Below are 24,042 nucleotides of genomic sequence, written 5' to 3'. Positions count from 1 at the left end.
CTTGATTCAACCTCAGCATAGACGGACCGTTGAGCCGCGCGAAGACTCGAACGACTCAAAAACCTGCTCATTCGTCTCAAACGATCGGCGCGGCGCGCGCGCCGAACTCAAGGCAAGCCTAACGCGCGCGTGAGGCAATCGGCCATCGCGGCGGCGTCGATCGGTTTTTCCAGAATGGCCACCACGCCCGGCTCCTGAAGCTTGGCGTTGAGCGCCGGCGTGGAGAACGCCGTGATGAAAATGGTGGTCAGCGAGTAGCCGGCCTGCACGAGCCGGTTGTGCATTTCGATGCCGGACATGGTCGGCATCCGCACGTCCGAAATCAGACAGTCCGTTTCCGCGATGCCGGACGACTGCAGAAACGCACTGGCCGAATCGAACAGGCGCACGCTCCATCCGAGCGAACGGACGAGACCGGCCGTGGCGTTCCTGATGGCCTCGTCATCTTCCACGACGGCGACAATCTTGATGGGTTCGGTGCGCAATCGGTGCTCAATAGAGAATGCCTGTCGAGGCCGGGACGGCACTGGACGCGGGCACAACCTGAGCCTATCCACTGCGTTGCCTGACGAAAAGCATACTAAAGTATGGGACGCCACCCGCTTTTTCCCGCCGGCATCGCGCAACGCCGGTCGACACCGGGGCGGCGTGTCGAACACCCCTAGACCAAGGGATAGTGGCACGCGCTGATTGCCCGGCCGCCACGCCGACTCACAGCTTCCTGCCGCTTACGTTTCGAAAGCATGGCGCGACGCTGGCGCGGCATGGTCAAGCTGGCCTAAAATGGCCCAGCGCAACGTATAGCCCCCGCAATTCGATCCGCTGCGCGCCGTGAGAATCGGCTGAATCAGTCAATCAAGCCTAATAACAATCAACCAGGCGCGCGCCGACTGCCGGTCCGGTCAAGCAAGCCAGTGCGTTGCACTGAAGGACGAAGGAGCACTCCAGATGATTCCCCAGCGACATCCCGCCGCGAACAAATCCAACCCAACTATGGAGACATCGATCGTCTATGTCGTCGACGACGACGAATCCGTGCGGCGGGCGTTGGTCGGCCTGCTGCGCTCAGTGGGACTGTCGGTCGAGACGTTCGCGTCGTCGCAAGAATTTCTCGATTATTCGAAACAGGCCATGCCGAGTTGCCTGATTCTCGACGTCCGCTTACGCGGCGAGAACGGACTGCAGTTTCAGGACGCAATGGCGAGCCGCAATCTGCGCATGCCGGTCATCTTCCTGACCGGCTACGGCGACATTGCCATGACCGTCAAAGCCATGAAAGCCGGCGCGCAGGATTTCCTCGCGAAACCGTTTCGCGATCAGGACATGCTCGACGCCGTGTCGAACGCGCTGGAGAAAGACCGCGGGAGAATGGTGGCCGAGCAATCCGTGCTGTCGTTGCGCGCGTCTTATGATTCGCTCACGCCACGCGAGCGCGAAGTGGTGAGTTTCGTCCTTGCCGGCCTGCTCAATAAACAGATCGCTTCGGAAATGAGTGTCAGCGAAGTCACGGTGAAGATGCACCGCGGACAGGCCATGCGGAAGATGGCGGCCCGCTCGGTGGCCGATCTGGTTCGCAAGGTGCAAACGTTGGGTGTCGAACCTGGCGTGAAGAGCGAAGCGCTTCCTCGCAGTCAGGCTTGATTCAGGCCGCCCTGTCCACTACGCGCGCTGTAGCCTGTTGAGAAAGAGTCGCTGCGTGCGAGCGGCGACGAACAACAACGAACAACAACATAGACGACGGAGCGCGCCGCGCTCCATCGGTCCCATCTACCGCCTACCAAAACACTCAACCGCCTTTCGAATAGGTGAAGCCCCGGCTTTGGAGGTCGACCATAAACGACACCACGCTCGGGACCAGCACGGCATCCGGAATCAGGTTGTTAGTCAGATCCGCGGCAATTTTATCGGCCGATGCCGCAGGCCGCCCCGCCGAACTCTGAACCGCACGCGAGATGGCGTGAATGGAATCGTGACAGGCGATAAAGACCGCCCCACGACGCTGCAGCGAAGTCACGTTGTTATTCGCCGGCCCGTAAAACCCGGCCACGTCTTCCGTGCTGTCCGATCGCGAAGCCCCTGCTTTTTCGACGATCAGCGTGTTCGTGGCGAACTTCGGCCCCGCGAGCGCGGCGAGGTTGTACTTGTCCCACATCGGTTGCGCGAACAGCGCCAGGTGCGCAAGACCGTGAGTTGCGGAAACCGCCAGAAAATCCGCATCGCCGTTGGCAAAGACCTGCCCGTTCATCGCCTCACGCATCAGTCCAGGCCATGGCCCGGCGAGATCCGTGTTTTCCCAGACCTGACGGGCTTTGTGCCGATACCGCAACAACTGCTCGGCGGCGTCGTAATCCCAGTACTGGCGATCCGTGAGCATGAATGGCACGGACTCGAAATTACGGCGACGCGGTACGGCGGCGAGGCGCTTGCCGAGTTGCGCGAGCGTCGTCGCGCCATTCAGATCCGACGTCATCTCGATGTCGTGCGCTTCCTTCGCTTCTGCGCGCCGTTGCGGCAGAAGCGCGGCGACGGAGAGCGCGGCGAAACCCATTGTTCGAAGAACGTCGCGGCGTTTTGAGCCTTGCAGAGTAGTCGACATGTCAAACCTCATGATTGGTATTTATTTGTGTGTCTGTCTGACGGTGTTTTGCTGGCGGCGCCGTGCACACGCCAGACAAACCGTTCGGTTCAATACGCGCTACTCGACTTGCGCACGAGTTCGGCAACGCCGGCTTTCATGGCAGCGATAGTCTTGGCGTCGTGAATGCCGTAACGTTCCGCGAGCCGGTCGAAGTTGGTATAGCTCACCCACGTTCTGCCGCGCTCGTCTTCCCACACCGCGACACGCAACGGCAATTCACTGGCGATACCCGGTTGTTCCTGCATCAGCCGGGTGCCGGCTGCCGGATTGCCGAACACGATGACTTCGGTCGGGCGCATGGTGAGTCCCACCTGCTGCGCGTTCATCTGATGATCGAAGTGCGCGAAGATCTGGCCATTCGCCGCTTTGATGTTCTTTTCAAGGCGTGCCACCGTGTCCTTCACGCCGAATACACTTTCATACGTGGAGGTTTGCGCGGGATCGTTACCCGAGCCCAAACGGGCGTCATAGGCCGACGCGATGCGTCGCGCGAGATCCGTCAGATCGACGCCTTCGGTATTCGCGAGCAGCGTCACGCAAACCAGTTCGTCAGGATCGGTGAAGCGGCTCAGGTAAGCGCTATAGCCCGGCGCATTGCCCTTGATATCCATGAAGCCTTTATGCCTCGTGAACTGCCAGCCGGCCATGGCCGGCACAACCGTGCCGTTGTCGAGGCGGGTCGGCTTGTAGACGAGCTCGCGATGGGCCGCCTCCTTGATCACCTCGTTGCCGGCCAGTGCGATATCCCAGGTGCTGACATCCTCCGCCGAGGCCCACAACGAACCGAACGCAAACGAGCTCGACGAGGTCGCGGGCGGCGCATCCGTCAGCTTTCCGTCGACCAGCCGATAACCGGCGGACGGTTCGACGGGATTGATATAGTGGCCGTCGGTGGTGAACAGGTGGTGGCGCATTCCGGTCTTCTCGACCGGATCGATCGCGGCATGCGCGGGAAAGTCTTCAATGAACATGGTGTGCGTCAGATTCAACGGCTTGATCTGACCGTTCCAAATGAAGTCGTGATAGCTCATGCCGCTAGCCGTTTCGATTGCCATGCCCAGCAGCAGAAAATTCGTCGCGCTTTGCGCCACGGCGGTCCCTGGCTTGAATGCCAGCTTGTTGTCTTTCACCAGATCAAGAAGCTGTTGCGGCTGATATTCACGGGTCGCGTCATAGCCCGGCACTTGCCGATAGTCGGCGAGACCCGTGGCGTGTTGTAGCAATTGCATCACCGTGAGCTTCGACCACGCGGACGGCAGGCCCTGAACATAGGTCGCGATCGGCGCGTGCAGATCCATCTTGCCGGCTTCGACCAGTTGCATTACCGCGACTGCCGTATAACCCTGAGTGATCGGCCCGATATTCCAGAGTGTGCCCTGAGACGCCAGCAGTTTCTTCGTCGTGTCGCTTTCACCATAGCCTGCGACGCGGGGAATATAAGGCGCCTCGACGATAGCCATGCTCAAGCCGGAAATGTGCTTTTCCTGCATGAAATCGGCAATCATCGTGTCGATGCTTTGTCCGTAATATTCAAGACGCGCGTCGCCTCGTGCTGCGTAGGTTGAAGGCGACGCGACCGACAATGCCATGCCGATGGACAAAACCGCAGCGGCCAGGCTGATGCTGGATGTCTTCATTTGATCTGCTCCGCAAATAGAACGTTTTATTCGTGGGATGCGCTTTTCAGGCGTTGTCGCCGATGCGCTGGGTCCCAACCGGAAGCCGGGTTCATCTGTACCCGGATGTAGGTAGATTAGATTTGGCGGAGGCTGACGACCATCGTACCTTCGGCGTCCGGAAGGTAGTCTTAACAGTACTCGAGGTATCCGTTGGTATTGGATACGGTCGCTTTTCAACTCGCGCGCGGCAGTTGATTAAGGTTCTACGGCAAACGCGTTTTTTTAATCGCCGGCCGTAAAGGCGGCATTTTCCGCGATGATCCTTAGTAGAAAGTTCATCACCGCCCGCACTTGCGGCAAGCGGCGCAGATCCCGATGCACGGCCATCCAGATATCTCGTGCAAATCGTTCGCCATCGTAGGCGACTCGCCGCAGATTCGGGTCCGTGTCCGCCAGGAAGCACGGTAAGCCCGCCACGCCGACGCCCGCTCGAGCCGCGGCGACATGACCGGTGATGTCGCCGATTTCGCAGGCAATCGGTCTCCCTGCTGCCACGTTCATCAACCAGGTCTGCTGGGGAACATCCACGAGGCCGGCATCGTAGGCAATGAACTCCCAGGCAGCCGGATCGTGCAGATGCGGGTAGTCCTTGCTGGCGTAAAGATCAAACGACATGCGCCCAAGCTTTCGTACCACCGTGGTCGCTTCCGTTGGCCGAACCAGCCTGAGGGCGATGTCTGCTTCGCGTCGACTCAAGGAGACTTGCCGGGGTTCGCCCGACAGAGACAACTGCACACCGGGATTGGCAATCCGGAAGTCCGCCAGATGCTTCACCAGATAACTCGCCACCAGCACAGGCGGTGCGCTCAGTGAGACTTTGTGCCTCGGCGGGGAAAGGCTGACATCCAGGAATCGTTCGATCGAATAGGCATGCTCTTCCATGCCTTGCGCCAGTTCGAACACCCGCTGGCCGGCATGAGTGAGCTTGCACGATCGGGGGAGACGCTCGACCAGACGGGTCTTCATCTCGTCCTCCAATGCGCTCAGGCGTCGGCTCACCGTCGCGTGATCGACCTTCAGGCTGCGTGCGGCCCCCGAAAACGTCCCGATGCGGGCGAGCGCGAGGAAATGACGCATGTTTTCCCAATCGAACATCGGTGCATTTTCTCAAGGAGGGTGCGCAGTGATGGGGAATATTCGCACAAAGCCAATGCCTCTACCATGGGGACGACTTCAGCCGACAAGGTCTAGGGCAAGGTCTATTCCCCGCCTGACCTGCCGATGGAACTCCGTACAACATAGGTCTGTTACATGAGAACTCCCGAATCTCGCCGCATCATGTCTGCCGTGCTTATCTCGCTCTGCTTCATGGGCGGGATCGCCGGCGCCGCCTCGGCGACCGGCATGGCGTTGCTGCTTTTTCCCGAATTAGCTGCACTGTCCTACGACGTATTCCTGCGGCCGCGCGGCACCTGGGCTCGTGCGCCCTGGATGCTCGCGCTCTCTCCAGCCCTTACCGCCGTGCTGGGCGTGTTCGTCACGCGCTATCTGCCGTATTCCGCTGTATCCATGGCGATCTGCATCGTCGGGGCGATCGTCGTTCTCAAGCTAACGCGCTCGCCCATTGCGCCAGCCATCTCGGCCTGCGTTCTCGCACTCTCGCTCGGCGAGAAAAGCTGGCTGTATCCGCTTGCGATTCTGCTTGGCACGGGTGCGCTTGCCATCCTGTCCTCGGCGTACCGGAGGTTCTTCGATAAAGGAGCCGCGCACGCCGCGCCAAGCACCGCCGATCGGGTCGACGACGAAATCGAATCGCTGCCCGGACAGTTCAGGTGGGTGCCGTTCTATGTCGTGTTTCTCGGCGCCGCGTATCTGCTTTCGATGGCGACCGGACTGAGAATGGTATTTTTCCCGCCACTCGTCGTGATTGCCTTCGAAATGTTCGCGCATGCCGACGTTTGTCCCTGGGCCCAGCGACCGGTGCTGTTGCCCGCGGTATGCACGCTCGCGGCGGCGGCCGGCGTCGCCGCGTTGGCGACCTTTGGTCCAGGCGTTACCTCAACGGTCTTGACCATGCTGTTCGGCGTCGTCATGCTGCGCGCGACTCGCCTGCATGCGATCCCCGCACTGGCCATTGGCCTCCTTCCGCGAGTCATGACGCGTGCCGACTGGCATTTCCCGCTCGCGGTCGGCATCGGCAGCACGTTTTTGACAGCGAGCTTCCTGCTCTTCGAGAAAACGTCGGGAGCCAGACGTCAGGGCGCGTCGGCAGGCACCTCCACGTAGACATTTTTCAAATCACATCATGACGACTGAGGCCTGTCCTCTTCGACGGGACAGCGTCCCCTGAACGAAGGTATGGGGTTGCTGCCACGCACGGCCGGCAATACGTGTCTCGTCATGCTGGCCGACAAGCGCCTACCTCCACGTTGGTATGGGTGACCCCATCGAAGGATCGTGCCGCGCTACACGTTCGCAGAATGGCCTGGACAGGTCGCCGCCCCTAAGCTTCTTACAGCACGGTCGAATACGAACGCGGACAAGCTGGATTGCGAAAGCGCTGTTCATGCGCTTCGTTCGTATCCGACCGGCTCGACATTCGTGCATCGCTTGGCCGACAACCCACCCGGCGGCAAGCGTTGATCGCGTCGGTCTTTCCTACATTCATTCGCCACCCGGCGTTCAAAGGAGTTGCCATGAAATCCCTCGCTTCCCTCGTCGTTGCGACTAGCTTTCTCGTCATCCCGTTGTGCGGCTTCGCCCAGCAAACCAGCGCCCCGCTCACCCGCGCCGAAGTTCGCGCCGAGCTGGTTCAGATAGAAAAGGCCGGCTATTCGCCGTCCACCGGTGAAGACCAGGCGTATCCCAAAGATATCCAGGCGGCCGAAGCTAAAGTCAGCGCCGAGGTCGCGATGGTCGCGACAAGCAGCGTAGGCGGTTCGACGACTCGCACCGAATCCGGACGGCGTTCAAGCCATGCGATGAACAACAATTGCGTGGGTCCGAACAGCTACTGCATGCCGTATTTCGGAAGCTGAGACGCCGGGCAACCCGAGCGCATCGGCGAGATTGGCGCAACCAATGCCTAACATATTGAAAATCAATTAAATAAACGCCACGATCTGTCGATAACAAGTTCAGCCGCTTCCTTCGCAGCGGTTGGACTTAACATGCAGAGCTCATACAATTTTTGGCTGGTCGGTATCTCGTTCGTCGTCGCGACATTGGCGTCGTACACGGCGCTCGATCTGACCGGCCGCATCTTCCTGCTGGCGTCGGCACGTCTGCGGCATGCGTGGCGCCTGGGCGGCGCCGCGGCACTTGGCGTCGGCGTCTGGTCGATGCACTTCGTCGCCATGCTCGCGTTCTCGCTGCCCATTCCGCTCGGCTACGATCTGGCCACCACCGCGTGTTCGCTCGGGCTGGCGATCGGCGCGTCGTATCTGGCGCTCTACGTCACCACCCTCGAACGGCTCACCGCGCCCCGCCTGCTGGCTGGCGGCGTGCTGATGGGCTGCGGCATCGCGGGCATGCATTACACCGGCATGGCTGCCATGCGGATGTCACCGGGCATCGACTACCAGCCGGCCTGGTTCACGGGCTCGCTTGCGATCGCGGTCGGCGCCTCGACCGCCGCGCTATGGATAGCGCGTGCGCTCAGCAACGAAAACGCCGGCCACGTGGTGCTCAAACGTCTGGGCGCGGCGCTCGTAATGGCCGTCGCGATCAGCGGCATGCATTACGCCGGCATGGCCGCCGCCGAGATTCCGCTGGGCGCCGTGTGCGGCGCGGCCAACGGCTTGAACGCGCCGTGGCTTGCCAGTTCGGTGATTCTGCTTACCTTTGCGATTCTGATCGTCACGCTGATCCTGTCGCGTTTCGACGCGCGCACCACCTACCTGGTCGGCGCGGTATCGAATCTGAACGGCCAGATCGTGCGGCTCGCCACCATCGACACGCTGACCGGCCTGCCGAACCGCAGCACGCTAACGGAGCGCATCGAGCGCGCGATTCTGAACTCGCGCCGGCAGCGCACGGTGTTCGCGATCCTGTTCATGGACCTCGACGGTTTCAAGACCATCAACGATTCGCTCGGCCACTCGGCCGGCGACCAGGTGCTGACCGCTTTCGCGCAGCGCCTGCTGCAATGCGTGCGTTCGAGCGACACCGTGGCCCGACTGGGCGGCGATGAATTCGTGGTGCTGTCCGAGAACCTGAGTTCGCGCGCAGACGCCGGCACGCTCGCCGAAGGCGTGCTCGAACGGATGCGCAACGGCGCCTGGGGCGACTCGCAACCGCTGCAGGTGATGCCGAGCATCGGCATTGCGCTTTATCCGTACGACGGCGACACCGTCGACGAACTGCTCAAGCACGCGGACGCGGCCATGTACGAGGCCAAGCGCGCGGGCCGCAGCACCTATCGCTTCTTCGAACAGAGCATGAACGAAGCCGTCACGCGCACGCTGCAAATCCAGAACGCGTTGCACGACGCGCTCGCCGCCGGCCATTTCTCGCTGCACTTCCAGCCGAAGTTTCACGGCGGCAGCGACGCGCTGGTCGGCGCCGAAGCGCTGATCCGTCTGACTCATCCGCAACTCGGCTCGCTGGCGCCGCTCGAATTCATTCCGATCGCCGAGCGCTCGGGCCAGATCGTGCAGATCGGCTACTGGGTCGTGCGCGAGGCTTGCCGGCAGATTGGCGTGTGGGTCGCGCAAGGCCTGCCGTCAATGAAGGTGGCGATCAACCTGTCGCCGCGCCAGTTGATGCAGCCGAATCTGGTGGCCAGCATGCTCGAGATCGTCGAGGCCGAAGGCGTGGCCTGCGAGCAGATCATGTTCGAGATCACCGAAACGGTGGCCATGCAGGACGCGCCCAAAACCATCGAAATGATCCGTGAATTCCAGGCGAGCGGCTTCGAGATCGCGATCGACGATTTCGGCACCGGCTATTCCAGCCTCGCCTATCTGCAGCGCTTTCGCGTCAAGCAGTTGAAGATCGATCGCTTCTTCACGAACGGGCTCGACGAACACGGCCCGGAAGGCAGCGCGATCGTGTCGGCGATCATCGCGCTCGCGCACTCGCTGGAAATGGACGTGGTGGCCGAAGGCGTCGAAACCGAATCGCAACTGGACATGCTCAAGGCAATGATGTGCGACGAGATGCAAGGCTTCCTGCTCGGCAAACCGCTCAGCGCCGACGACTTCGGCGATCTGCTCAAGAACCGCATGGTGGCCGCATGAGCCTGTCACTCTTCTGAAATACGTTGCGTCGCGGCCAGTAACAAACCGTCGTTCCACGAATGAAGAACAATAAGCAACTCAGGTGCTGGAGATTTCATGAAATTCGATGTAGCGACGTTCACCTCGCTGTGGTTGATCACGTTCCTGTGCTGCGCGCTCATCACGACCGCCCTGTCACGTATGTTCACGCGGGTCGGCGCGTTCCGCTTCTGGGCCATCGGTTTCTATCTGCTCGCCGCGTCGTCGGCGTGTTTCGCGTTGCATCTCACGTGGCGTAGCGATCTGCTGCTGGTCGCCACCGCAACGCTCGCGCTGCAGAGCCGGCTGCTGATCTGGGCCGGCACGCGCGACCTGTTCGGCAGCGCCGCGTTCTGGCGCACCGGGCTCGCCATTTCGGCGCTGTTCTGCGTGCTGTACGGCAGCGCGTTGCAGTTCAAGGCGCCGCTGGTGCTACGCGCCTTGCTGCTCACGCTGTTTTTCCTGCCCTGCCGCGCCGCGACGCTGTATGAGGTGTGCCGCCGCCGTCGCCCGGAACTCGGGCCGGCGCGGCTGATCGTGGTGATCGGCAGCGTGATCGCGATGCTCAACGCGATCGTGCCGCTCACGCTCGTGCTGCTCGATCGCGCCAACCTGTCGTTGCTGCTCGGCAATCCGCAAACCACGTCGGCGTTATACGCGGTGGTGTTCGCGGGTGATCTGCTGCTGGCGTCGGGACTGATCGTGCTGGCGTTCAAACTGCTGGTGGTCGAGCGCGACATGCTTGCCACGCTCGACCGCGGCGCCATCGACCGCCTCGCCCACGCGCGGCTGGCGCGCGTCGAACGTGAATTGCACAGCGCCCGCGGCGAGGCGCTGGGTCATGACGGATCGACGCAACGGCAGTCGCTGCCGGGGACGATTTAAACCGCCAGTTTCACGTCCCATTCCACTTCCACTTCCAGTTCCGCGTCCAGCGCCCTGAGCCGCTCGGCCAGCGCGGCGCCGGCGCGCGTCATCGGCATGCGTAGTTCGTCGCGGATCCATCCCTGTGCGGCCAGTAGCGCCTTCACCGGCGCCGGATTCGGTTCGACGAACAGCGCCTGGATCAGCGGCGCGAGCGCGTGAAACATCCGCCGGCCTTCTGCAAGACGGCCCGCCGCCAGAGCCTCGTACAGCGCGACGAAGCGCTCCGGGCGCACATGCGCGGACGCCGCGATCGCCCCGCTGCCGCCCAGACACAAGGTGTTGAAGATCTGCATGTCTTCACCGGTGAGCACCTGCAGGCGGCCGTCGCGAATCAGCGTGAGCGTGGTATCGAGCGACCCCGCGCAATCCTTCACGGCCTGAATCCGCGGATGCGCGGCGAGCGTCAGCAGCGTGTCCAGTTCGAGCCGCACGCCGGTGCGATAGGGAATGTCGTACAGCACGACCGGCTTTTCGCTCGCGTCGGCCAACGCGGTGAAATGCCCGACGATGCCCGCCTGCGACGGCCGGATGTAATACGGCGCGGCCATCAGCACACCGGCGATAGGCAGCAGGTTCAGTTGCTCGATGCGCTCGAGCATGCTGGCGGTGTGGTTGCCCGATACACCGACCAGCACAGGGAGCGGTCGACGCTGCGCGGCAGCATGGGCGTGGGCATGCGCGTACGCTTGCGCCTCGTCGAGAATCGTCGCCAGCACGGCGTCCTGTTCCGCGGCGTCGAGCGTGGCCGGTTCGCCGGTCGTGCCGAGCGCGCACAACCCGGCGACGCCGGCTTCGGCATAACGGCGCACCAGCGCGCGCAACGCGGCGTGATCGACCGCGCCGTCGGCAAACGGTGTGATCAGCGGAACCCAGATACCCGAAAAAATAGACATGTCTTTACCTCGATGACGACCGTATCGATTCCGTGCAGCGGTGCGAAGGAGGAAAAACAGGGAGATGCCGGGGTGGCTTGACCGCTGTTCCGTCGCACATCTGACGACGGAACAGCGTGCTCCGGTCAGATGAGCGGCTGTTTTTTGGCTTTGGCGCTAACGGCCGGAATACGGCCCAACGCGCGAACCGCCCGACGGCTCAAGCGACGCGCACGTGCACCGACGACGCTCGCGAAAGCGAGACGGGCGACGGTCGACGAACAGGGGCGGAGCGTGAGGGCGGCATGCATGAAGCGCAGTGTAACCGCCTCCGGCGCGGCTTGGCAAAACCCATCGCAAAATTGCTTGACTTCTGCGGCAGGGAAACTAATATACGCACCGCGTACATCCGCCACGCCCTCCCTTTCCCCGACAGGTGCCCTCATGAGCGTCCCGCAGCAAGCCTTCCTCCGCGACGCGATGCGTCGTCTGAACATGACCCGTGATACCTTCGCCAGCCGTATCGGTGTGTCGAAACGGGCGCTGGACACGTGGCTGCTGCCGGACGACTCGCAGGAATCGCGCGCCATGCCGGAGATCGTCGAGCGTTTCGTGTCGGAAATCGTGGTGCACGGCGAACCGGGCGATAAATATACGCAAAGCGTAGATTCGCAGTCGCTCGCCAGTCAGATGCTGTTCGAGGGCAAGGCGCAGTTGCTGTCGGTGGATCAGTTCTCGCGCGATTCGGTGGAGGCGCTGTTTCGAGTGGCCGACATCATGCAACCCATCGCGCGGCGCCGCAAAATCTCGCGCGTGCTGGAAGGCGCGGTGCTCGGCAATCTGTTCTTCGAAGCCAGCACGCGGACCCGCGTGAGCTTCGGCGCGGCCTTCTGCCGGCTGGGCGGTTCGGTGTGCGACACCACGGGTTTCACGTTTTCGTCGATGGCAAAGGGCGAGTCGATCTACGACACCAGCCGCGTGATGAGCGGCTACGTGGACGCACTGGTGATCCGTCACCCGGAGCAAGGTTCGGTGGCCGAATTCGCGCGCGCCACCAACGTGCCGGTGATCAACGGCGGCGACGGTCCCGGCGAACACCCGAGCCAGGCGCTGCTCGACCTCTACACGATTCAGCGCGAGTTTTCGCGGCTGGGCAAGATCGTCGACGGCGCCCATATCGCGTTGGTCGGCGACCTGAAATACGGGCGGACGGTGCACTCGCTGGTGAAGCTGCTGGCGCTGTACCGCGGCATCAAGTTCACGCTGATCTCGCCGCCCATGCTGGAAATGCCGAGCTACATCATCGAGCAGATTTCACGCAACGGCCACGTGATCGAACAGACCAGCGACCTGCGCACCGGGCTCCAAGGCGCCGACGTGGTGTACGCCACGCGGATTCAGAAAGAGCGCTTCACCGACGAATCGTTCGAAGGCTACACACCCGACTTCCAGATCAACCAGGCGCTAATGGACAGCGTGTGCGGCCCCGATACGCTGATCATGCATCCGCTGCCGCGCGACAGCCGGCCGGGCGCGAACGATCTGAGCGTGGATTTGAATCACGATTCGCGGCTGGCGATTTTCCGCCAGACCGACAACGGCATTCCGGTGCGGATGGCGATTTTCGCGGTGCTGCTGGGTGTCGAAAAACTGGTCCAGCATTCCATGCGCGACGCCGCGTGGCGGCCGCCGGTTTATCTCGGTCCGGACGACGCGGTGTTTCACGGCATCGATTGAGATGCGGGCGCGGCGCCTGCGCGATGCGGGCGCCGCAACCGTTCGACATCAGGCCGCAGCGCTGCCCGCGGCGCTTCCGTTCCGTTTGAACGTGCCGGAGAAGAACAGCACCTGGTACTGCACCGCATTGGCCCAATAAGTCCACGTATGGCCGCCGGGCCGCTCGGCATAATCGTGCGGCACGCCGAGTTCGACGAGCCGCGCGTGCAGCATGCGGTTCGATTGCACGAGCGAGTCGTTCACGCCGCAATCGATCGTCAGCGCGATATGCGCGTTGCCGAAGGTCCGCGCGTTCGCGACGATCGCCTCGTTGTTCCAGAAGTCCGCATGCCGGGTGGGATCGCCGAACACATCGTCGATGCCGGGCTCGTCTTCGCAGCCGCGCGGATCCACCGCGCCGCTGATACTGCCCGCCGCGCCGAATTCGTCCGGCCGGTCCAACGCGATATGCAAGGCGCCGAAACCGCCCATGCTCAAGCCGGTAATCGCACGCGCCTGGCGTGTTGCGATGGTGCGGAAATGAGCGTCGATATAGCCGACTACTTCGGTGCCTACATAGGTTTCGTAACGGCTGCGCGGATCGACCGGACTGTCGATATACCAGCTCTCGTGGCCGCCGTCGGGCATCACGAGAATCACGTGGTAGCGGTCGGCGAGTTTGCCGATGTGGGAATTGCTGGTCCAGTCGGTGTAGTCGCCGCCCGAGCCGTGCAGCAGATAGACAACGGGGAAACGGTCGGCCGCTTTGCCGCGCCGGTATTGATCGGGCAGCACCACTGTCGCTTCGAGCGACTTGTGCATGGCGGCGCTCGGAATGGTCACGACCCTCGACTGAAACGCCCATGCGGGGGCCGTGACGAGCAGCATCAGAATGAGCCAGAACGTACGCGCTTGAATCATGGTTTGTCGCTCTCGTGTCGACCGGCGCTAGCGCTCTAGCGCTGACTCCGATCCCATGCAACGAAGTGGCCTGAGGTGTTCGACGAACACGTCAGGCATCCGGCGGCAAAATTCTGTCGCCGACTCTAGCAAGGAGGACTTACAACCATATTTCAGCCAACCCTACGGCCTCGTCAGCTTGGGGCGTTGACAGCGGTTCCATGCTGCATCGCACTACGGCGCCTTATTCGACGTGCGCCGCAAACCCAACCCGATCCGGCGCAATGTCCGCCCGCAACGTGAGATCCGGAATCGTATAGGCGCCGTCGTTCTGCGGCCGGAACGGAATCGGCGTGGTGGTCCACAGCGCGTCCAGGCGTTGACCGAGCGCGTCGCTCACCTCCGCATATTTCGCTGCGTCGACACGGCTCGTCCGATGAATCACGAACGGCGGCAACACGTCGAAACCGGGGTAATACAGAATGCCGTGCTGAATCGGAAACAACAACTCGTTCATCGGACCGTTGATGCCGCGCGAACTGTAGTGCGACTCCCATCCGCCGGTGCTGACGACCAGCATCGCGCGTTTGCCGGCGAACATGCCCTCGCCATAGCGTTCGCCCCAGCGCACGTCGGAATGCTCACCGACGCCATACGCGAAACCGTACGCATAAACGCGCTCCACCCAGCCTTTGAGAATGGCCGGCATGGAGAACCACCAGAGCGGAAACTGCAGGATCACGGCATCCGCCCACTTCAGCTTCTCCTGCTCGCGTTCGATATCTTTGCTCTGCAATCCATTGGCATACGCATGCTTCGACTCGCGCGACGGATCGAAGCGCTCGCCGGCCTGGCGCTCGACGCTGTCGTGCGCGTCGAGCGGCGCTTTCCAGTTCATCGCATAGAGATCGGAGACCTGTACGGTGTGCCCCGCGTCTTCGAGACGTTTGACTGAAAAGTCCTTCAGCGACCCATTCAACGATTTGGGTTCCGGGTGGGCGTAGACAATTAGAACGTTCATGATCGTGCCTTCGTGGCTAAAAGAAACCACGATAGATTCCGCTCCGGTATATTGGAAATGAATTCCCAATATATTAGGTATTGCTGTGGTTAATCTTAGAAGGCTGGATCTGAACCTGCTGGTCACGCTCGACGTGCTGCTGTCCGAGCACAACGTGACGCGCGCGGCCGAACGTTTGAACTTCTCGCAGCCGTCGGTCAGCGTGCATCTCGCGAAATTGCGCGATCTGTTCGGCGACCCGCTGTTGCTGCCGGGACCGCGCGGCATGCGTCCCACTGCCCGGGCCGAAGCGTTGCGCGAACCGTTGCGCGAGGCGCTCGAAGCACTCGAACGCGCGGTCGCGCCGGCGAGTCCGTTCGATCCGGCCGAAGCCACTCACAGTTGGCGAATCGCCGCCACCGACTACGCCGAATCGACCATCATCCTCCCCACGTTGGCCACGTTGAGAGCGGCCGCGCCGGGCACGCGTCTGGCGGTCGTCGAAGCAGTGCCGCCGCGGCTGATGCGCCTGGCGGAACAGGGCGAAATCGATCTGGGCTTCCATACCAGCGAAGGCGCGCCCGACGGTTTGCGCCGTCGCGTGCTGTTCGCCGAGCGCTACGTGCTGGTGGGCCGCGCCGGCCACCCGCGTCTGAAGCGCCGGCCGACGCTCGCGCAGTTCTGCAAACTGGAGCAGGTGATCGTGTCGCCGGACGGCGGCGGATTCTTCGGCGTCACGGATGAATCGCTCGCGAAGATCGGCCTCACGCGCCGCGTGGTGCTGTCCGTGCCGCATTTTCTGTTCATGGTGTCGGCGCTCGCGAGCACCGATCTGGTCGGCATGGTGCCGGCGCGGCTGGTGCGCGAAAACAGCGCGCTGCGAATGGTCGAACCGCCCGTCGAGGTGCCGGGCTACGAGATGGCGATGCTGTGGCATGAGCGCGTGCATCGCGATCCCGCGCATCGGTGGCTACGGGACACGATCGCGGCTTCGGTGTGAGGCGCCGGTTTTCGCAGGCGCCTCACACGGTCATGAGACACGGTCACGCAACGCGCCGCCCTTCGATCGGATAGCCGGGGTCCGTATAACCCGGCGTCGACGCATGGCCAGGCGGTACGAGGCTATTCACGAGTGCCTCGTCGTCGGGGCCGAGTTGCAGTTTCAGGGCTTCCATGTAGCCATCCCAGTGCGCTTCGGTACGCGGACCGGCGATCGTGCTGCTGACCATCTGGTTCTTCAGCACCCACGCAAGCGCGAACGCGATCGAGGTCGTGCCACGTTGCTTCGCGTGATCGGCGATAGTCCGCGCGATGTGCAACGACTCGGGACGCCACTCGGTCTGCTGAATCCGCTTGTCGCCGCGGCCCGCGCGCGAGTCGGCCGGCGGCGGCGTATCCACCGCGTATTTGCCGCTGAGCACGCCGCGCGCGAGCGGGCTGTACGGCACGACGCCCAGACCGTAGTGATGCGCGGCGGGCAGTTGCTCGACTTCCGCGGTACGGTCCACGAGGTTGTACAACGGCTCGCTCGCGACCGGTCGGTCGATGCCGAGCTGATCAGCGAGTCGCACGATTTCGGCAATACGCCAGCCACGGAAATTCGACACGCCGAAGTAGCGGATCTTGCCCTGACGGATCAGATCGCCGATCGCGCGCACGGCCTCTTCCATCGGCGCATCGGTCAGCGCGCGGTGAAAGTACAGAATATCGATGTAGTCGGTGCCGAGCCGTTTCAGGCTCGCGTCGACGGACTGCATGATCCACTTGCGCGACTGCCCCTGTTCGTTCGGACCTTGCCCGCCCGGATAGCCGAACTTGGTGGCGACCACCCAGTTATCGCGATGCGGCGCGATAGCCCGTCCGACGATTTCTTCCGAGCGTCCCGCGTGATACACGTCCGCGGTGTCGATGAAATTGACGCCCTGATCGTAGGCCTTGTCGATGATGCGCGTCGACGTCGCTTCGTCGGTCTCGCCGCCGAACATCATCGCGCCGAGACATAACGGCGAAACCTTGAGGGCGCTGCGGCCCAGATACCGGTAATCCATTCCTTGCTCTCCTGTCACGCCATGCCTGGCGCCTGCATGGCTCGATACGCTGTGAAGCGACGCGCCCGAGCGGCGATCGGGCGATCAGATGATCAAGCGTCGCGGCTCGCGAAAACCTGTCGCGCGATGCCGAGCGCCGTGCTGGCGGTCGGCCAACCCGAATAGAACGCGAGGTGCGTGATCAACTCGATCAGCTCGTCGCGCGACACGCCGTTGTCGAGCGCCTTGCCGAGATGAAACGGCAGTTCGTTGCTGCGATACATCGCCACCAGGCCGGCCACGGTGACGAGACTGCGATCGCGCGGCGACAGCCCCGGCCGTTGCCAGACCTCGCCGAACAGCACCTTGTCGGTGTAGTCCGCCAGCGCGGGTGCGATATCGCCGAACGCTTTGTGCGCGGTGTTGGGTTCGTTCGCCATGCAAGATTCTCCAGTTCGATTTGGTGCGGTTCGGTTCGGTTAAGAAGCAGCATCGGCATCGATGCGTGGGGCAAGCCGCGCCTCACGTCGATCCGGTTGCATCAGACCTTCAATTTAAGCGCTGCGGCGGCTCGCGACTAGACGGTAGAATCGGCAAACACCCATGAGTGAGATTCATGAATGGCACGCGACAATCTGAACGACCTGCTGGCTTTTATCGCGGTCGCCCGCGAACGCAGCTTCACCAAAGCGGCGGCGAAACTGGGCGTATCGCAATCGGCGCTGAGCCACACGATCCGCGGCCTCGAAACGCGGCTCGGTCTGCGCCTGCTCACCCGCACGACGCGCAGCGTGTCGCCCACGCCGGCCGGCGAGCGCTTGCTGACCGCGGTGGGGCCGCGCTTCGACGAAATCGACGAGGAACTCGCGGCGCTGGGCGAATTGCGCGACAAACCGGCCGGCACGATCCGCGTCACGACGGACGAACACGCGGCGAACACGATTCTTCAACCGAAGCTCGCGCAACTGCTGCCCGACTATCCCGACATCAAGATCGAACTGGTGGTGGATTTCGGGCTGACCGATATCGTCGCGCAACGTTACGACGTGGGTATCCGTCTAGGCGACCAGGTGGCCAAAGACATGATCGCGGTTCGCATTGCGCCGGACATGCGCATGGCGGTGGTCGGCGCGCCCGCCTACTTCGCAAAGCGCGCGCGGCCGAAGACGCCGCAGGATCTGACCGGGCACAACTGCATCAACTTGCGGCTGCCGACCTATGGCGGTTTGTACGCGTGGGAATTCGAAAAGGCCGGGCACGAACTGAAGGTGCGCGTCGAAGGACAAATGACGTGCAACGGCACGCAGCAGATGTTCAACGCGGCGTTGACGGGCTGCGGTCTTGCGTACGTACCCGAGGAACTGGCGCGGCCGCATGTCGCCGAGGGGCGGCTGAAAGCGGTGCTGAAGGACTGGTGTCCGACGTTCCCCGGTTATCACCTGTACTACCCGAGCCGCCGGCAGTCGTCGCGCGCGCTCGCGGTATTGATCGACGCGTTGCGCTACCGGCCTTAGGCTGTTTAGCGTGAGACGTGACCACGCCGCGCTTAAACCGCCGTCTGCCCCGACTCCGCCGCGGGCAGTCGAGCGGTCTTCTGACTGGCAAAGCGCGTCTTGATCTTCCGACGCATCGGCTCTTCATAGAAGCGGAAGCACAGCAGACTGATCAGCACGCTCACGGGAATCATGATCCAGCCGTTCGACGGCCCGAAACCCAGCATCACCGACCAGAGCGCAAGCGGCAAATGCGTGAGGTACAACGAATAACTCGCCTCCCCCAATCGCACCAGCGGCCGCCAGCTCAACAGGCCCAACACGGGTCGCTCCAGCAACGCGAGTCCCAGTATCAACGCCGCGTAAAACGGCGACTCCAGATAGTAGGCCGGCCAGATCGGCCGCCACACGCTGAGTATGAAGATCGCGCTCAACGCCACGCCGATCAGCACGATACCTTTACCATGCTGCGACCTGCCGCTCGCTCTGAGACGCAGATAGTAGATCGCCACCGCGATACCCATCACGAACTCGGCGAGCCGCGTGACCGGCATCGCGTAAATCATCGCGGCGCTGCGCGACAGCGGTACGAAGTTTTGCAACAACGCTATCCACGCACCGGTCACGAGCCACATCGCGACGGCGATCAAACCGATTCGCGCGGCGCTCATCGTCGTCATTCGGCGCAATAGAAACGGAAACAGAAGATAGAAGAACGCCTCGCAGGAGACGCTATCCGAGGGTCCGTTCCATGGCTGATTGATGGCCGAAAACGGCAGCCAGCCGTTGAGCAACAGCAACTGCGCGATCAGACTGACGAGCAGCGCCGGATAGATCGCGCCCTTCAGCGCGTACCACTCCAGCATGAGTTGCGGATTGTCATTCAGCACGAGGTAGATCACAACCGGCACGCACATCAGCAGGCCGAGCAGGATCATCGGATAAATGCGCGCGACCCGTGCCTCGTAAAACGAGCGCACGCCGCCGTGGGCCAGTTTGTCGCGATACGTGAAGGTCAGAATGAAACCGGACAGCACGAAGAACAGCGACACGGCCGAGCGGCCGCCGTCGATGAAATTGAACAACGCAGCCGGCAATGGCAGCAGGTCGCGTTCCGAGAAGTGAGAGATGACGACCGCGAAAGCGGCAATGAACCGGATACTGGTCAACGCGGGAAACCCACCGCCCGACTGGTTTGAGCCCACCGCCATAGAGTTTGCCCCCGATTAAGCGCGGACCAATCTACCATTCCAGAATCGCAGGAATGCGCATGGGGTCGGGTCGACCGCCGCAATGGCGGGTGTGAGCGGGCGATTGGCGCGATGCGGCTAGCGGGCGTGGTGCGTGTGCCAGGAGCTCGATGCGATTCGAAGTGGGTGCGGGTGCGGTGAGAACCACGTGAGGCGTGGCGGAGGCTGTTCTCCGCCGCGCCTTGATGCCTAAGCTTACGCTGCGCCGTTCGCGCGGCCGATCGCGTCGAGTTCGGCGCGAACCTCATCGCTCAGCGTCAAATGCGCGGCCTGCAGGTTCTCGCGCAAATGCTGAAGGCTCGACGTGCCGGGAATCAGCAGAATGTTCGGCGCGCGCTGCAACAGCCAGGCCAGCGCGACCTGCATCGGCGTCGCGCCCAAAGTACTCGCGAGGTCCGACAGCGCCGACGACTGAATCGGCGTAAAGCCGCCCAGCGGGAAAAACGGCACATACGCGATACCCTGCGCCGCCAGTTCGTCGATCAGGGCGTCGTCGTGGCGATGCACCAGGTTGTAGTGGTTCTGCACGCAGACCACTTCCGTAATGCGCTGCGCCTCGGCAATCTGCGCCGACGTCACGTTGCTCAAACCGATATGGCGAACCAGGCCACGCTGTTTCAGTTCGGCCAGCGCCGTGACCTCTTTCTCGATCGAGCCTTCGGAGGGCGCATGAATGCTGCCCATGATGCGCAGGTTGACGATCTCCATTGCGTCGAGCCCGAGATTGCGCAGGTTGTCGTGCAGACCGCGTTCGATCGCTTGCGGCTCCATCGCCGGCAACCAGCCGCCCTTGTCGTCGCGCACCGCGCCGAGCTTGCTGACGATCACCAGATCGTCCGGATAAGGATGCAGCGCTTCGCGAATGATCTGGTTGGTGACGTGCGGCCCGTAAAAATCGCTCGTATCGATGTGATTGACGCCCGCTGCCAGCGCCTCGCGCAGCACCGCGACGGCCGCCTCGCGATCCTTCGGCGGCCCGAATACGCCGGGACCGGCCAGTTGCATCGCGCCGTAGCCCATCCGCCGCACGGGACGTCCGGCTAGCGGGAAAGTGTCGGTGGTCTTGAGGTCGGACATGGTGCGCTCCTTGAATGGGTGGGGTTAAGCCGCAGTATCACCGGGTTGTGTTGTCAAATAAATAGGCATAACGTGCACGGGTTGTTCAAAAATATGCACAGCCACCATGGAATTAAATGATCTTTCCGCTTTCGTTTCCGTCGCGCGGGCCGGCGGCTTTCGCGACGCGGCGCGCATCGGCGGCGTGTCCGCGTCGAGTCTCAGCATTGCCGTGCGGCGTCTCGAAGCGAAACTCGGCTTGCGCCTGCTCAACCGCACCACGCGCAGCGTGGCGCCGACCGAAGCCGGTCTGCGCCTGATCGAAAAGCTGACGCCGCTGTTCACCGAAATGGAAGCCGCGCTCGACGTGCTGAACGGCTTTCGCGACAAGCCGACCGGCACGCTCAAGCTGAACGTGCCGTCCAGCGCCGCGCGCATTACGCTGCCCACGGTGATCGTGCCCTTCCTCAAGGCGTATCCCGACATTCGCGTCGAGGTCGTGGTGGAGGACGGGTTCGTCGACCTGCTGTCGATTGGTTGCGACGCGGGCATTCGTTACGACGAGCGGCTCGAACAGGACATGATCGCCGTGCCGATCGGGCCGCGCGTGCAGCGCTTCGCGACCGCCGCGGCGCCCGCTTATCTCGACGAGCACGGCCGCCCCGAGCACCCGCGCGAGTTGCTCGCGCATGCGTGCCTGCGCGGCCAATTCGCCGGCGGCGCGATTCCGATGTGGCATTTCGAGCGCGACGGCGAAGCGCTTCAGTTGAATCCGACTGGGCCGCTGCTCGTGCGTCCGGGCGCGGCGCTCGATCTGGCGATCAGCGCAGCGGTCGCCGGCGTGGGCGTGATCCATCTGTTCGAAGACTGGCTGCGTCCGCAGCTTGACAGCGGTGCGTTGGAGCCGATTCTGGAGTCGTGGTGGCCGAGCTTTTCGGGGCCGTTTCTCTACTATCCGGGGCACCGGCATGTGCCCGCGCCGCTACGCGTGTTCGTCGATTTTGTGAAGGCGGGTCACGGGAGTGAATGGTCGTGAACAGACTTGGGCGATGCGGCAAACGGCAAGCCGCCGCTCCCACCGCAAGGCCCGTTCCTTCAATGCCGCTGCTTGCAAAGCTGCGCCACGGTGGTCAAAAACAGATCCGCGCCGACCGGCTTTCTCAGGCACGCGTCCCAATGTTTGTCGCGGCCGTCGGAGGACGGCGGCACAGCCGTGTGGACGAGAATCGGCACGTTGGCGAGTTCCGGCATTGCGCGCAGACGGCGGCAGAGTTCCGCGCCGTCCATCAGCGGCATCATCCAGTCGGTAATGATCAGATCGGGCGTGTCGGGCATCCGCAATGCCACGCGCGCGACCGCCTCGACTCCGTTGCTCGCGCAACCGACTTCGTAACCTTCGTTTTCAAGAATCAGGCGCCACGCCGCCAGAATTTCCGGCTCGTCGTCCACCAACAGGATTGAATGCATCAGGGGTCGCCGGTTTGAACATCTTTATCATCTATCCACCGTCACGCAAGGGCTGTTCCACGATCCGCAATTGCGGTGATAATGAGGCGGATTATTGGCCGCGGCAGCAGGCTTTCGGCGTGTTCGGAAAGCACGGTGCCCGCCGGCCAAGCTTCTCATTCACTCCAGCCAACAGCGTGTTTTCTCGCGGAGCGCGGGCGCCGGTTTCCGGTTCGGCGCGTCTGGAGTGGTTCGAGCCTTTGTAGGTTGTAGAAACTTCATCCTGAAACGTGCCATGGCCGAAACCCTCGTTAGCCCGCTGCGCAATTTCGCCGACTTCGTTCGCACCGAACGAACCCGCTTCACCGAGCAATGGATGAAAGCCGTATTCGGCGACGTCGAACTCGTCGAAGCCGACAAGCTCACTTACCAGCAACTGGCCGACCATCTGCCGGACATTCTCGACGGACTCTGCACCGCGCTCGACATCGAAGACCTCGAACTCGTCGAGTCGAGCATTGAAAGCGACGCGAGAAAGCACGGCATGGTCCGCTGGCGCCAGGGTTACCGGATCGAAGAACTGGTGCGCGAACTCGATCTGTTTCATCAGGTGCTCGCCGACGCGCTGGACGAATTCGCCGAACGCGACAGCGCGTTCACGCGCCGCCACGAACGCCGCGCGCGGCGTCTGATCGCCGAGGCGCTCAGCGTGGTCACGCTCACGTCAATCAAGCAGGTGGTCAGCGAACGCGACCGCAAGATCGACGAATACACCGGCAGGCTCGAACGCGCCAACCACGAACTCACGCTGAAACAGCGGCTCGTGGGCGATCTGTACGAGTCGCGGATGCAGATCACCCGCAGCGTGGTTCACGATCTGCGCAACTTTCTGAACGCGTTTTCCATCGCGCTGCAATTGATCGCGCGCGCCCCCGCCAAAGCCGAGACCGCGTTGACACTGGCGAACCGGCAAGCCGCCGACATGAAGCAACTGGTCGATCAGATGGTCGAGTATTCGGTCGTGCTCGGCGACGGTGCGCCGCTCACGCTCGAAACCGTCGAACTGCGCGAGCTCTTCGACGAACTCGACGCCGCGTCGCGCCCTTTGATCGAAGCCAAAGCACTGAAGCTGCGCACGGCCTTCGATCCGGCGTTGCCCGCGATCACGTCCAATCGGCTCAAGCTGAAACAGATCGCGGTGAATCTGCTGTCCAACGCGACCAAGTACACGAAGTCCGGCGAAATCGAATTCGGTTTCGCAATGGCCGATGCGGACCACTGGTCGATCCGCGTATCGGATACCGGCGAAGGCATTGCGCCCGCGGATGCGGACCGCGTGTTCGACGAATTCGAACGCGCCGCGGGCGACGATATTCCCGGCACGGGTCTCGGCCTCGCGATCGTCAAGGAGCTGTGCCGCGTGCTCGATGGGCAGATCGATTTCGTATCGCGCGAAGGGGTGGGCACCACGTTCAACATCCGCTTTCCGCTGGTGCTCGAGGAACCGCAATAAAGCGTAGAGCGCAATCGAAGCAATGATGCACAACGGCTTTATGCGTTACTGGGTTTTGTGCCGATTCCCGCTTACGTATTCAATCCCATTCCCGGAACGATTTTTATGGAATGCGATTTGACGCAATGCGTCAATTAACAATTACATTTAGCAAACGATTATATTTACAGCCGTAATAAACAAACCCGCGCAGTCATTCACCTCGCCTAAACCCTACCCGCCTTTAAATTCAAGCCGCCGATATTCGAATTACGTAATTTCGCTAAATGCTTGACAAGGCCCTAGCGCGTCGCCTATTTTTCTTCTGCCGCTGATATTACGAATTCT

Annotated in this window: 22 protein-coding genes; 10 read left to right on the top strand and 12 right to left on the bottom strand. The window is 62.4% G+C overall.

All coding sequences use genetic code 11. The annotated features are described in order from the left end of the window. Positions 1–107: 107 nt before the first annotated feature. Positions 108–485 carry a response regulator gene (locus tag FA94_RS24475; RefSeq protein WP_035556095.1) on the bottom strand — a complete coding sequence of 126 codons (378 nt, stop codon included), beginning with the start codon at positions 483–485 and terminating at the stop codon, positions 108–110. Between the two features lie 463 nt (positions 486–948). Here FA94_RS24475 and FA94_RS24470 point away from each other — a divergent pair, with 463 nt between their 5' ends. Next, a complete protein-coding gene (locus tag FA94_RS24470) occupies positions 949–1,641 on the top strand; it encodes a response regulator transcription factor (RefSeq protein WP_035556094.1) in 693 nt (230 codons plus the stop codon). Between the two features lie 145 nt (positions 1,642–1,786). On the opposite strand, the gene tetH is transcribed toward FA94_RS24470, so the two are convergent. The 3 genes from tetH to FA94_RS24455 form a co-directional block, all read right to left on the bottom strand. Continuing rightward, positions 1,787–2,596, bottom strand: coding sequence for a thiosulfate dehydrogenase (gene tetH / locus FA94_RS24465; RefSeq protein ID WP_035556092.1), 810 nt, complete (start codon positions 2,594–2,596; stop codon positions 1,787–1,789). 89 nt (positions 2,597–2,685) lie between these two features. Continuing rightward, on the bottom strand, positions 2,686–4,275 hold the full coding sequence (locus FA94_RS24460; RefSeq protein ID WP_197070241.1) for a serine hydrolase: 1,590 nt from the start codon (positions 4,273–4,275) through the stop codon (positions 2,686–2,688). Between the two features lie 264 nt (positions 4,276–4,539). After that, on the bottom strand, positions 4,540–5,412 hold the full coding sequence (locus FA94_RS24455) for a LysR family transcriptional regulator (protein WP_035556090.1): 873 nt from the start codon (positions 5,410–5,412) through the stop codon (positions 4,540–4,542). Between the two features lie 156 nt (positions 5,413–5,568). On the opposite strand from FA94_RS24455, the gene FA94_RS24450 reads away from it, so the two are divergent. From FA94_RS24450 to FA94_RS24435, 4 genes are all read left to right on the top strand, one after another. Further along, positions 5,569–6,543, top strand: coding sequence for an HPP family protein (locus FA94_RS24450; RefSeq protein ID WP_231585024.1), 975 nt, complete (start codon positions 5,569–5,571; stop codon positions 6,541–6,543). Between the two features lie 410 nt (positions 6,544–6,953). Continuing rightward, a complete protein-coding gene (locus FA94_RS24445) occupies positions 6,954–7,295 on the top strand; it encodes a DUF4148 domain-containing protein (RefSeq protein WP_035556086.1) in 342 nt (113 codons plus the stop codon). Between the two features lie 90 nt (positions 7,296–7,385). Further along, entirely contained in the window at positions 7,386–9,497 is a 2,112-nt protein-coding gene (locus FA94_RS24440) for an EAL domain-containing protein (RefSeq protein WP_494471396.1), read from the top strand. Between the two features lie 96 nt (positions 9,498–9,593). After that, entirely contained in the window at positions 9,594–10,400 is an 807-nt protein-coding gene (locus tag FA94_RS24435; RefSeq protein WP_035556084.1) for a hypothetical protein, read from the top strand. On the opposite strand, the gene dapA is transcribed toward FA94_RS24435, so the two are convergent. Further along, positions 10,397–11,335, bottom strand: coding sequence for a 4-hydroxy-tetrahydrodipicolinate synthase (dapA, locus tag FA94_RS24430; protein WP_051980715.1), 939 nt, complete (start codon positions 11,333–11,335; stop codon positions 10,397–10,399). The genes FA94_RS24435 and dapA overlap by 4 nt on opposite strands. A 423-nt stretch (positions 11,336–11,758) precedes the next feature. Here dapA and FA94_RS24425 point away from each other — a divergent pair, with 423 nt between their 5' ends. Then, positions 11,759–13,051: an aspartate carbamoyltransferase gene (locus tag FA94_RS24425; RefSeq protein ID WP_035556083.1), complete on the top strand. Its 1,293-nt coding sequence runs from the start codon at positions 11,759–11,761 to the stop codon at positions 13,049–13,051. A gap of 48 nt (positions 13,052–13,099) precedes the next feature. Here FA94_RS24425 and FA94_RS24420 read toward each other — a convergent pair whose 3' ends face one another. Continuing rightward, entirely contained in the window at positions 13,100–13,951 is an 852-nt protein-coding gene (locus FA94_RS24420) for an alpha/beta hydrolase (RefSeq protein ID WP_035556082.1), read from the bottom strand. A gap of 223 nt (positions 13,952–14,174) precedes the next feature. Then, entirely contained in the window at positions 14,175–14,951 is a 777-nt protein-coding gene (locus tag FA94_RS24415) for an NAD(P)H-dependent oxidoreductase (protein WP_035556081.1), read from the bottom strand. Between the two features lie 70 nt (positions 14,952–15,021). On the opposite strand from FA94_RS24415, the gene FA94_RS24410 reads away from it, so the two are divergent. Beyond that, the gene (locus tag FA94_RS24410) at positions 15,022–15,930 is read left to right on the top strand and encodes a LysR family transcriptional regulator (RefSeq protein WP_081936089.1); all 909 of its coding nucleotides are present in this window, start codon (positions 15,022–15,024) and stop codon (positions 15,928–15,930) included. A 43-nt stretch (positions 15,931–15,973) separates the two neighbouring features. Here the strand turns inward: FA94_RS24410 and FA94_RS24405 are convergent, their stop codons facing one another. Further along, complete coding sequence (locus FA94_RS24405; RefSeq protein WP_035556077.1) at positions 15,974–16,978, bottom strand: aldo/keto reductase; 1,005 nt, start codon at positions 16,976–16,978, stop codon at positions 15,974–15,976. 92 nt (positions 16,979–17,070) lie between these two features. Further along, positions 17,071–17,397: a carboxymuconolactone decarboxylase family protein gene (locus FA94_RS24400; protein ID WP_035556075.1), complete on the bottom strand. Its 327-nt coding sequence runs from the start codon at positions 17,395–17,397 to the stop codon at positions 17,071–17,073. Between the two features lie 180 nt (positions 17,398–17,577). Here FA94_RS24400 and FA94_RS24395 point away from each other — a divergent pair, with 180 nt between their 5' ends. Continuing rightward, positions 17,578–18,471: a LysR family transcriptional regulator gene (locus FA94_RS24395; RefSeq protein ID WP_035556073.1), complete on the top strand. Its 894-nt coding sequence runs from the start codon at positions 17,578–17,580 to the stop codon at positions 18,469–18,471. A 32-nt stretch (positions 18,472–18,503) separates the two neighbouring features. Here FA94_RS24395 and FA94_RS24390 read toward each other — a convergent pair whose 3' ends face one another. Next, complete coding sequence (locus FA94_RS24390; protein ID WP_051980714.1) at positions 18,504–19,661, bottom strand: acyltransferase family protein; 1,158 nt, start codon at positions 19,659–19,661, stop codon at positions 18,504–18,506. A gap of 234 nt (positions 19,662–19,895) precedes the next feature. Next, a complete protein-coding gene (locus FA94_RS24385) occupies positions 19,896–20,777 on the bottom strand; it encodes an aldo/keto reductase family oxidoreductase (protein WP_035556071.1) in 882 nt (293 codons plus the stop codon). A gap of 106 nt (positions 20,778–20,883) precedes the next feature. Between FA94_RS24385 and FA94_RS24380 the strand changes: the two genes are divergently transcribed. Next, positions 20,884–21,792 (top strand): LysR family transcriptional regulator, encoded by a 909-nt coding sequence (locus tag FA94_RS24380; RefSeq protein ID WP_035556069.1) that lies wholly within the window; start codon positions 20,884–20,886, stop codon positions 21,790–21,792. Between the two features lie 59 nt (positions 21,793–21,851). Here FA94_RS24380 and FA94_RS24375 read toward each other — a convergent pair whose 3' ends face one another. After that, positions 21,852–22,223, bottom strand: a complete 372-nt coding sequence (locus tag FA94_RS24375; RefSeq protein ID WP_035556066.1) for a response regulator — start codon at positions 22,221–22,223, stop codon at positions 21,852–21,854. 274 nt (positions 22,224–22,497) lie between these two features. Between FA94_RS24375 and FA94_RS24370 the strand changes: the two genes are divergently transcribed. After that, positions 22,498–23,715, top strand: a complete 1,218-nt coding sequence (locus FA94_RS24370) for a sensor histidine kinase (protein ID WP_035556064.1) — start codon at positions 22,498–22,500, stop codon at positions 23,713–23,715. Positions 23,716–24,042 lie beyond the last annotated feature (327 nt).

The sequence above is a fragment of the Burkholderia sp. 9120 genome (assembly GCF_000745015.1).
GTDB lineage: Bacteria > Pseudomonadota > Gammaproteobacteria > Burkholderiales > Burkholderiaceae > Paraburkholderia.
The sequence above is the reverse complement of the archived record's forward strand: the minus strand, read 5'-3'. Positions and strand labels throughout refer to the sequence as shown.

Excerpts from the sequence above, each read along its gene's own strand:
- FA94_RS24470 (WP_035556094.1), top strand. The coding sequence starts at position 949 with ATGATTCCCCAGCGACATCCCGCCGCGAACAAATCCAACCCAACTATG.
- tetH (WP_035556092.1), bottom strand. The coding sequence starts at position 2,596 with ATGTCGACTACTCTGCAAGGCTCAAAACGCCGCGACGTTCTTCGAACA.
- FA94_RS24460 (WP_197070241.1), bottom strand. The coding sequence starts at position 4,275 with ATGAAGACATCCAGCATCAGCCTGGCCGCTGCGGTTTTGTCCATCGGC.
- FA94_RS24455 (WP_035556090.1), bottom strand. The coding sequence starts at position 5,412 with ATGTTCGATTGGGAAAACATGCGTCATTTCCTCGCGCTCGCCCGCATC.
- FA94_RS24450 (WP_231585024.1), top strand. The coding sequence starts at position 5,569 with ATGAGAACTCCCGAATCTCGCCGCATCATGTCTGCCGTGCTTATCTCG.
- FA94_RS24445 (WP_035556086.1), top strand. The coding sequence starts at position 6,954 with ATGAAATCCCTCGCTTCCCTCGTCGTTGCGACTAGCTTTCTCGTCATC.
- FA94_RS24435 (WP_035556084.1), top strand. The coding sequence starts at position 9,594 with ATGAAATTCGATGTAGCGACGTTCACCTCGCTGTGGTTGATCACGTTC.
- dapA (WP_051980715.1), bottom strand. The coding sequence starts at position 11,335 with ATGTCTATTTTTTCGGGTATCTGGGTTCCGCTGATCACACCGTTTGCC.
- FA94_RS24425 (WP_035556083.1), top strand. The coding sequence starts at position 11,759 with ATGAGCGTCCCGCAGCAAGCCTTCCTCCGCGACGCGATGCGTCGTCTG.
- FA94_RS24420 (WP_035556082.1), bottom strand. The coding sequence starts at position 13,951 with ATGATTCAAGCGCGTACGTTCTGGCTCATTCTGATGCTGCTCGTCACG.
- FA94_RS24415 (WP_035556081.1), bottom strand. The coding sequence starts at position 14,951 with ATGAACGTTCTAATTGTCTACGCCCACCCGGAACCCAAATCGTTGAAT.
- FA94_RS24405 (WP_035556077.1), bottom strand. The coding sequence starts at position 16,978 with ATGGATTACCGGTATCTGGGCCGCAGCGCCCTCAAGGTTTCGCCGTTA.
- FA94_RS24400 (WP_035556075.1), bottom strand. The coding sequence starts at position 17,397 with ATGGCGAACGAACCCAACACCGCGCACAAAGCGTTCGGCGATATCGCA.
- FA94_RS24395 (WP_035556073.1), top strand. The coding sequence starts at position 17,578 with ATGGCACGCGACAATCTGAACGACCTGCTGGCTTTTATCGCGGTCGCC.
- FA94_RS24390 (WP_051980714.1), bottom strand. The coding sequence starts at position 19,661 with ATGGCGGTGGGCTCAAACCAGTCGGGCGGTGGGTTTCCCGCGTTGACC.
- FA94_RS24385 (WP_035556071.1), bottom strand. The coding sequence starts at position 20,777 with ATGTCCGACCTCAAGACCACCGACACTTTCCCGCTAGCCGGACGTCCC.
- FA94_RS24380 (WP_035556069.1), top strand. The coding sequence starts at position 20,884 with ATGGAATTAAATGATCTTTCCGCTTTCGTTTCCGTCGCGCGGGCCGGC.
- FA94_RS24375 (WP_035556066.1), bottom strand. The coding sequence starts at position 22,223 with ATGCATTCAATCCTGTTGGTGGACGACGAGCCGGAAATTCTGGCGGCG.
- FA94_RS24370 (WP_035556064.1), top strand. The coding sequence starts at position 22,498 with ATGGCCGAAACCCTCGTTAGCCCGCTGCGCAATTTCGCCGACTTCGTT.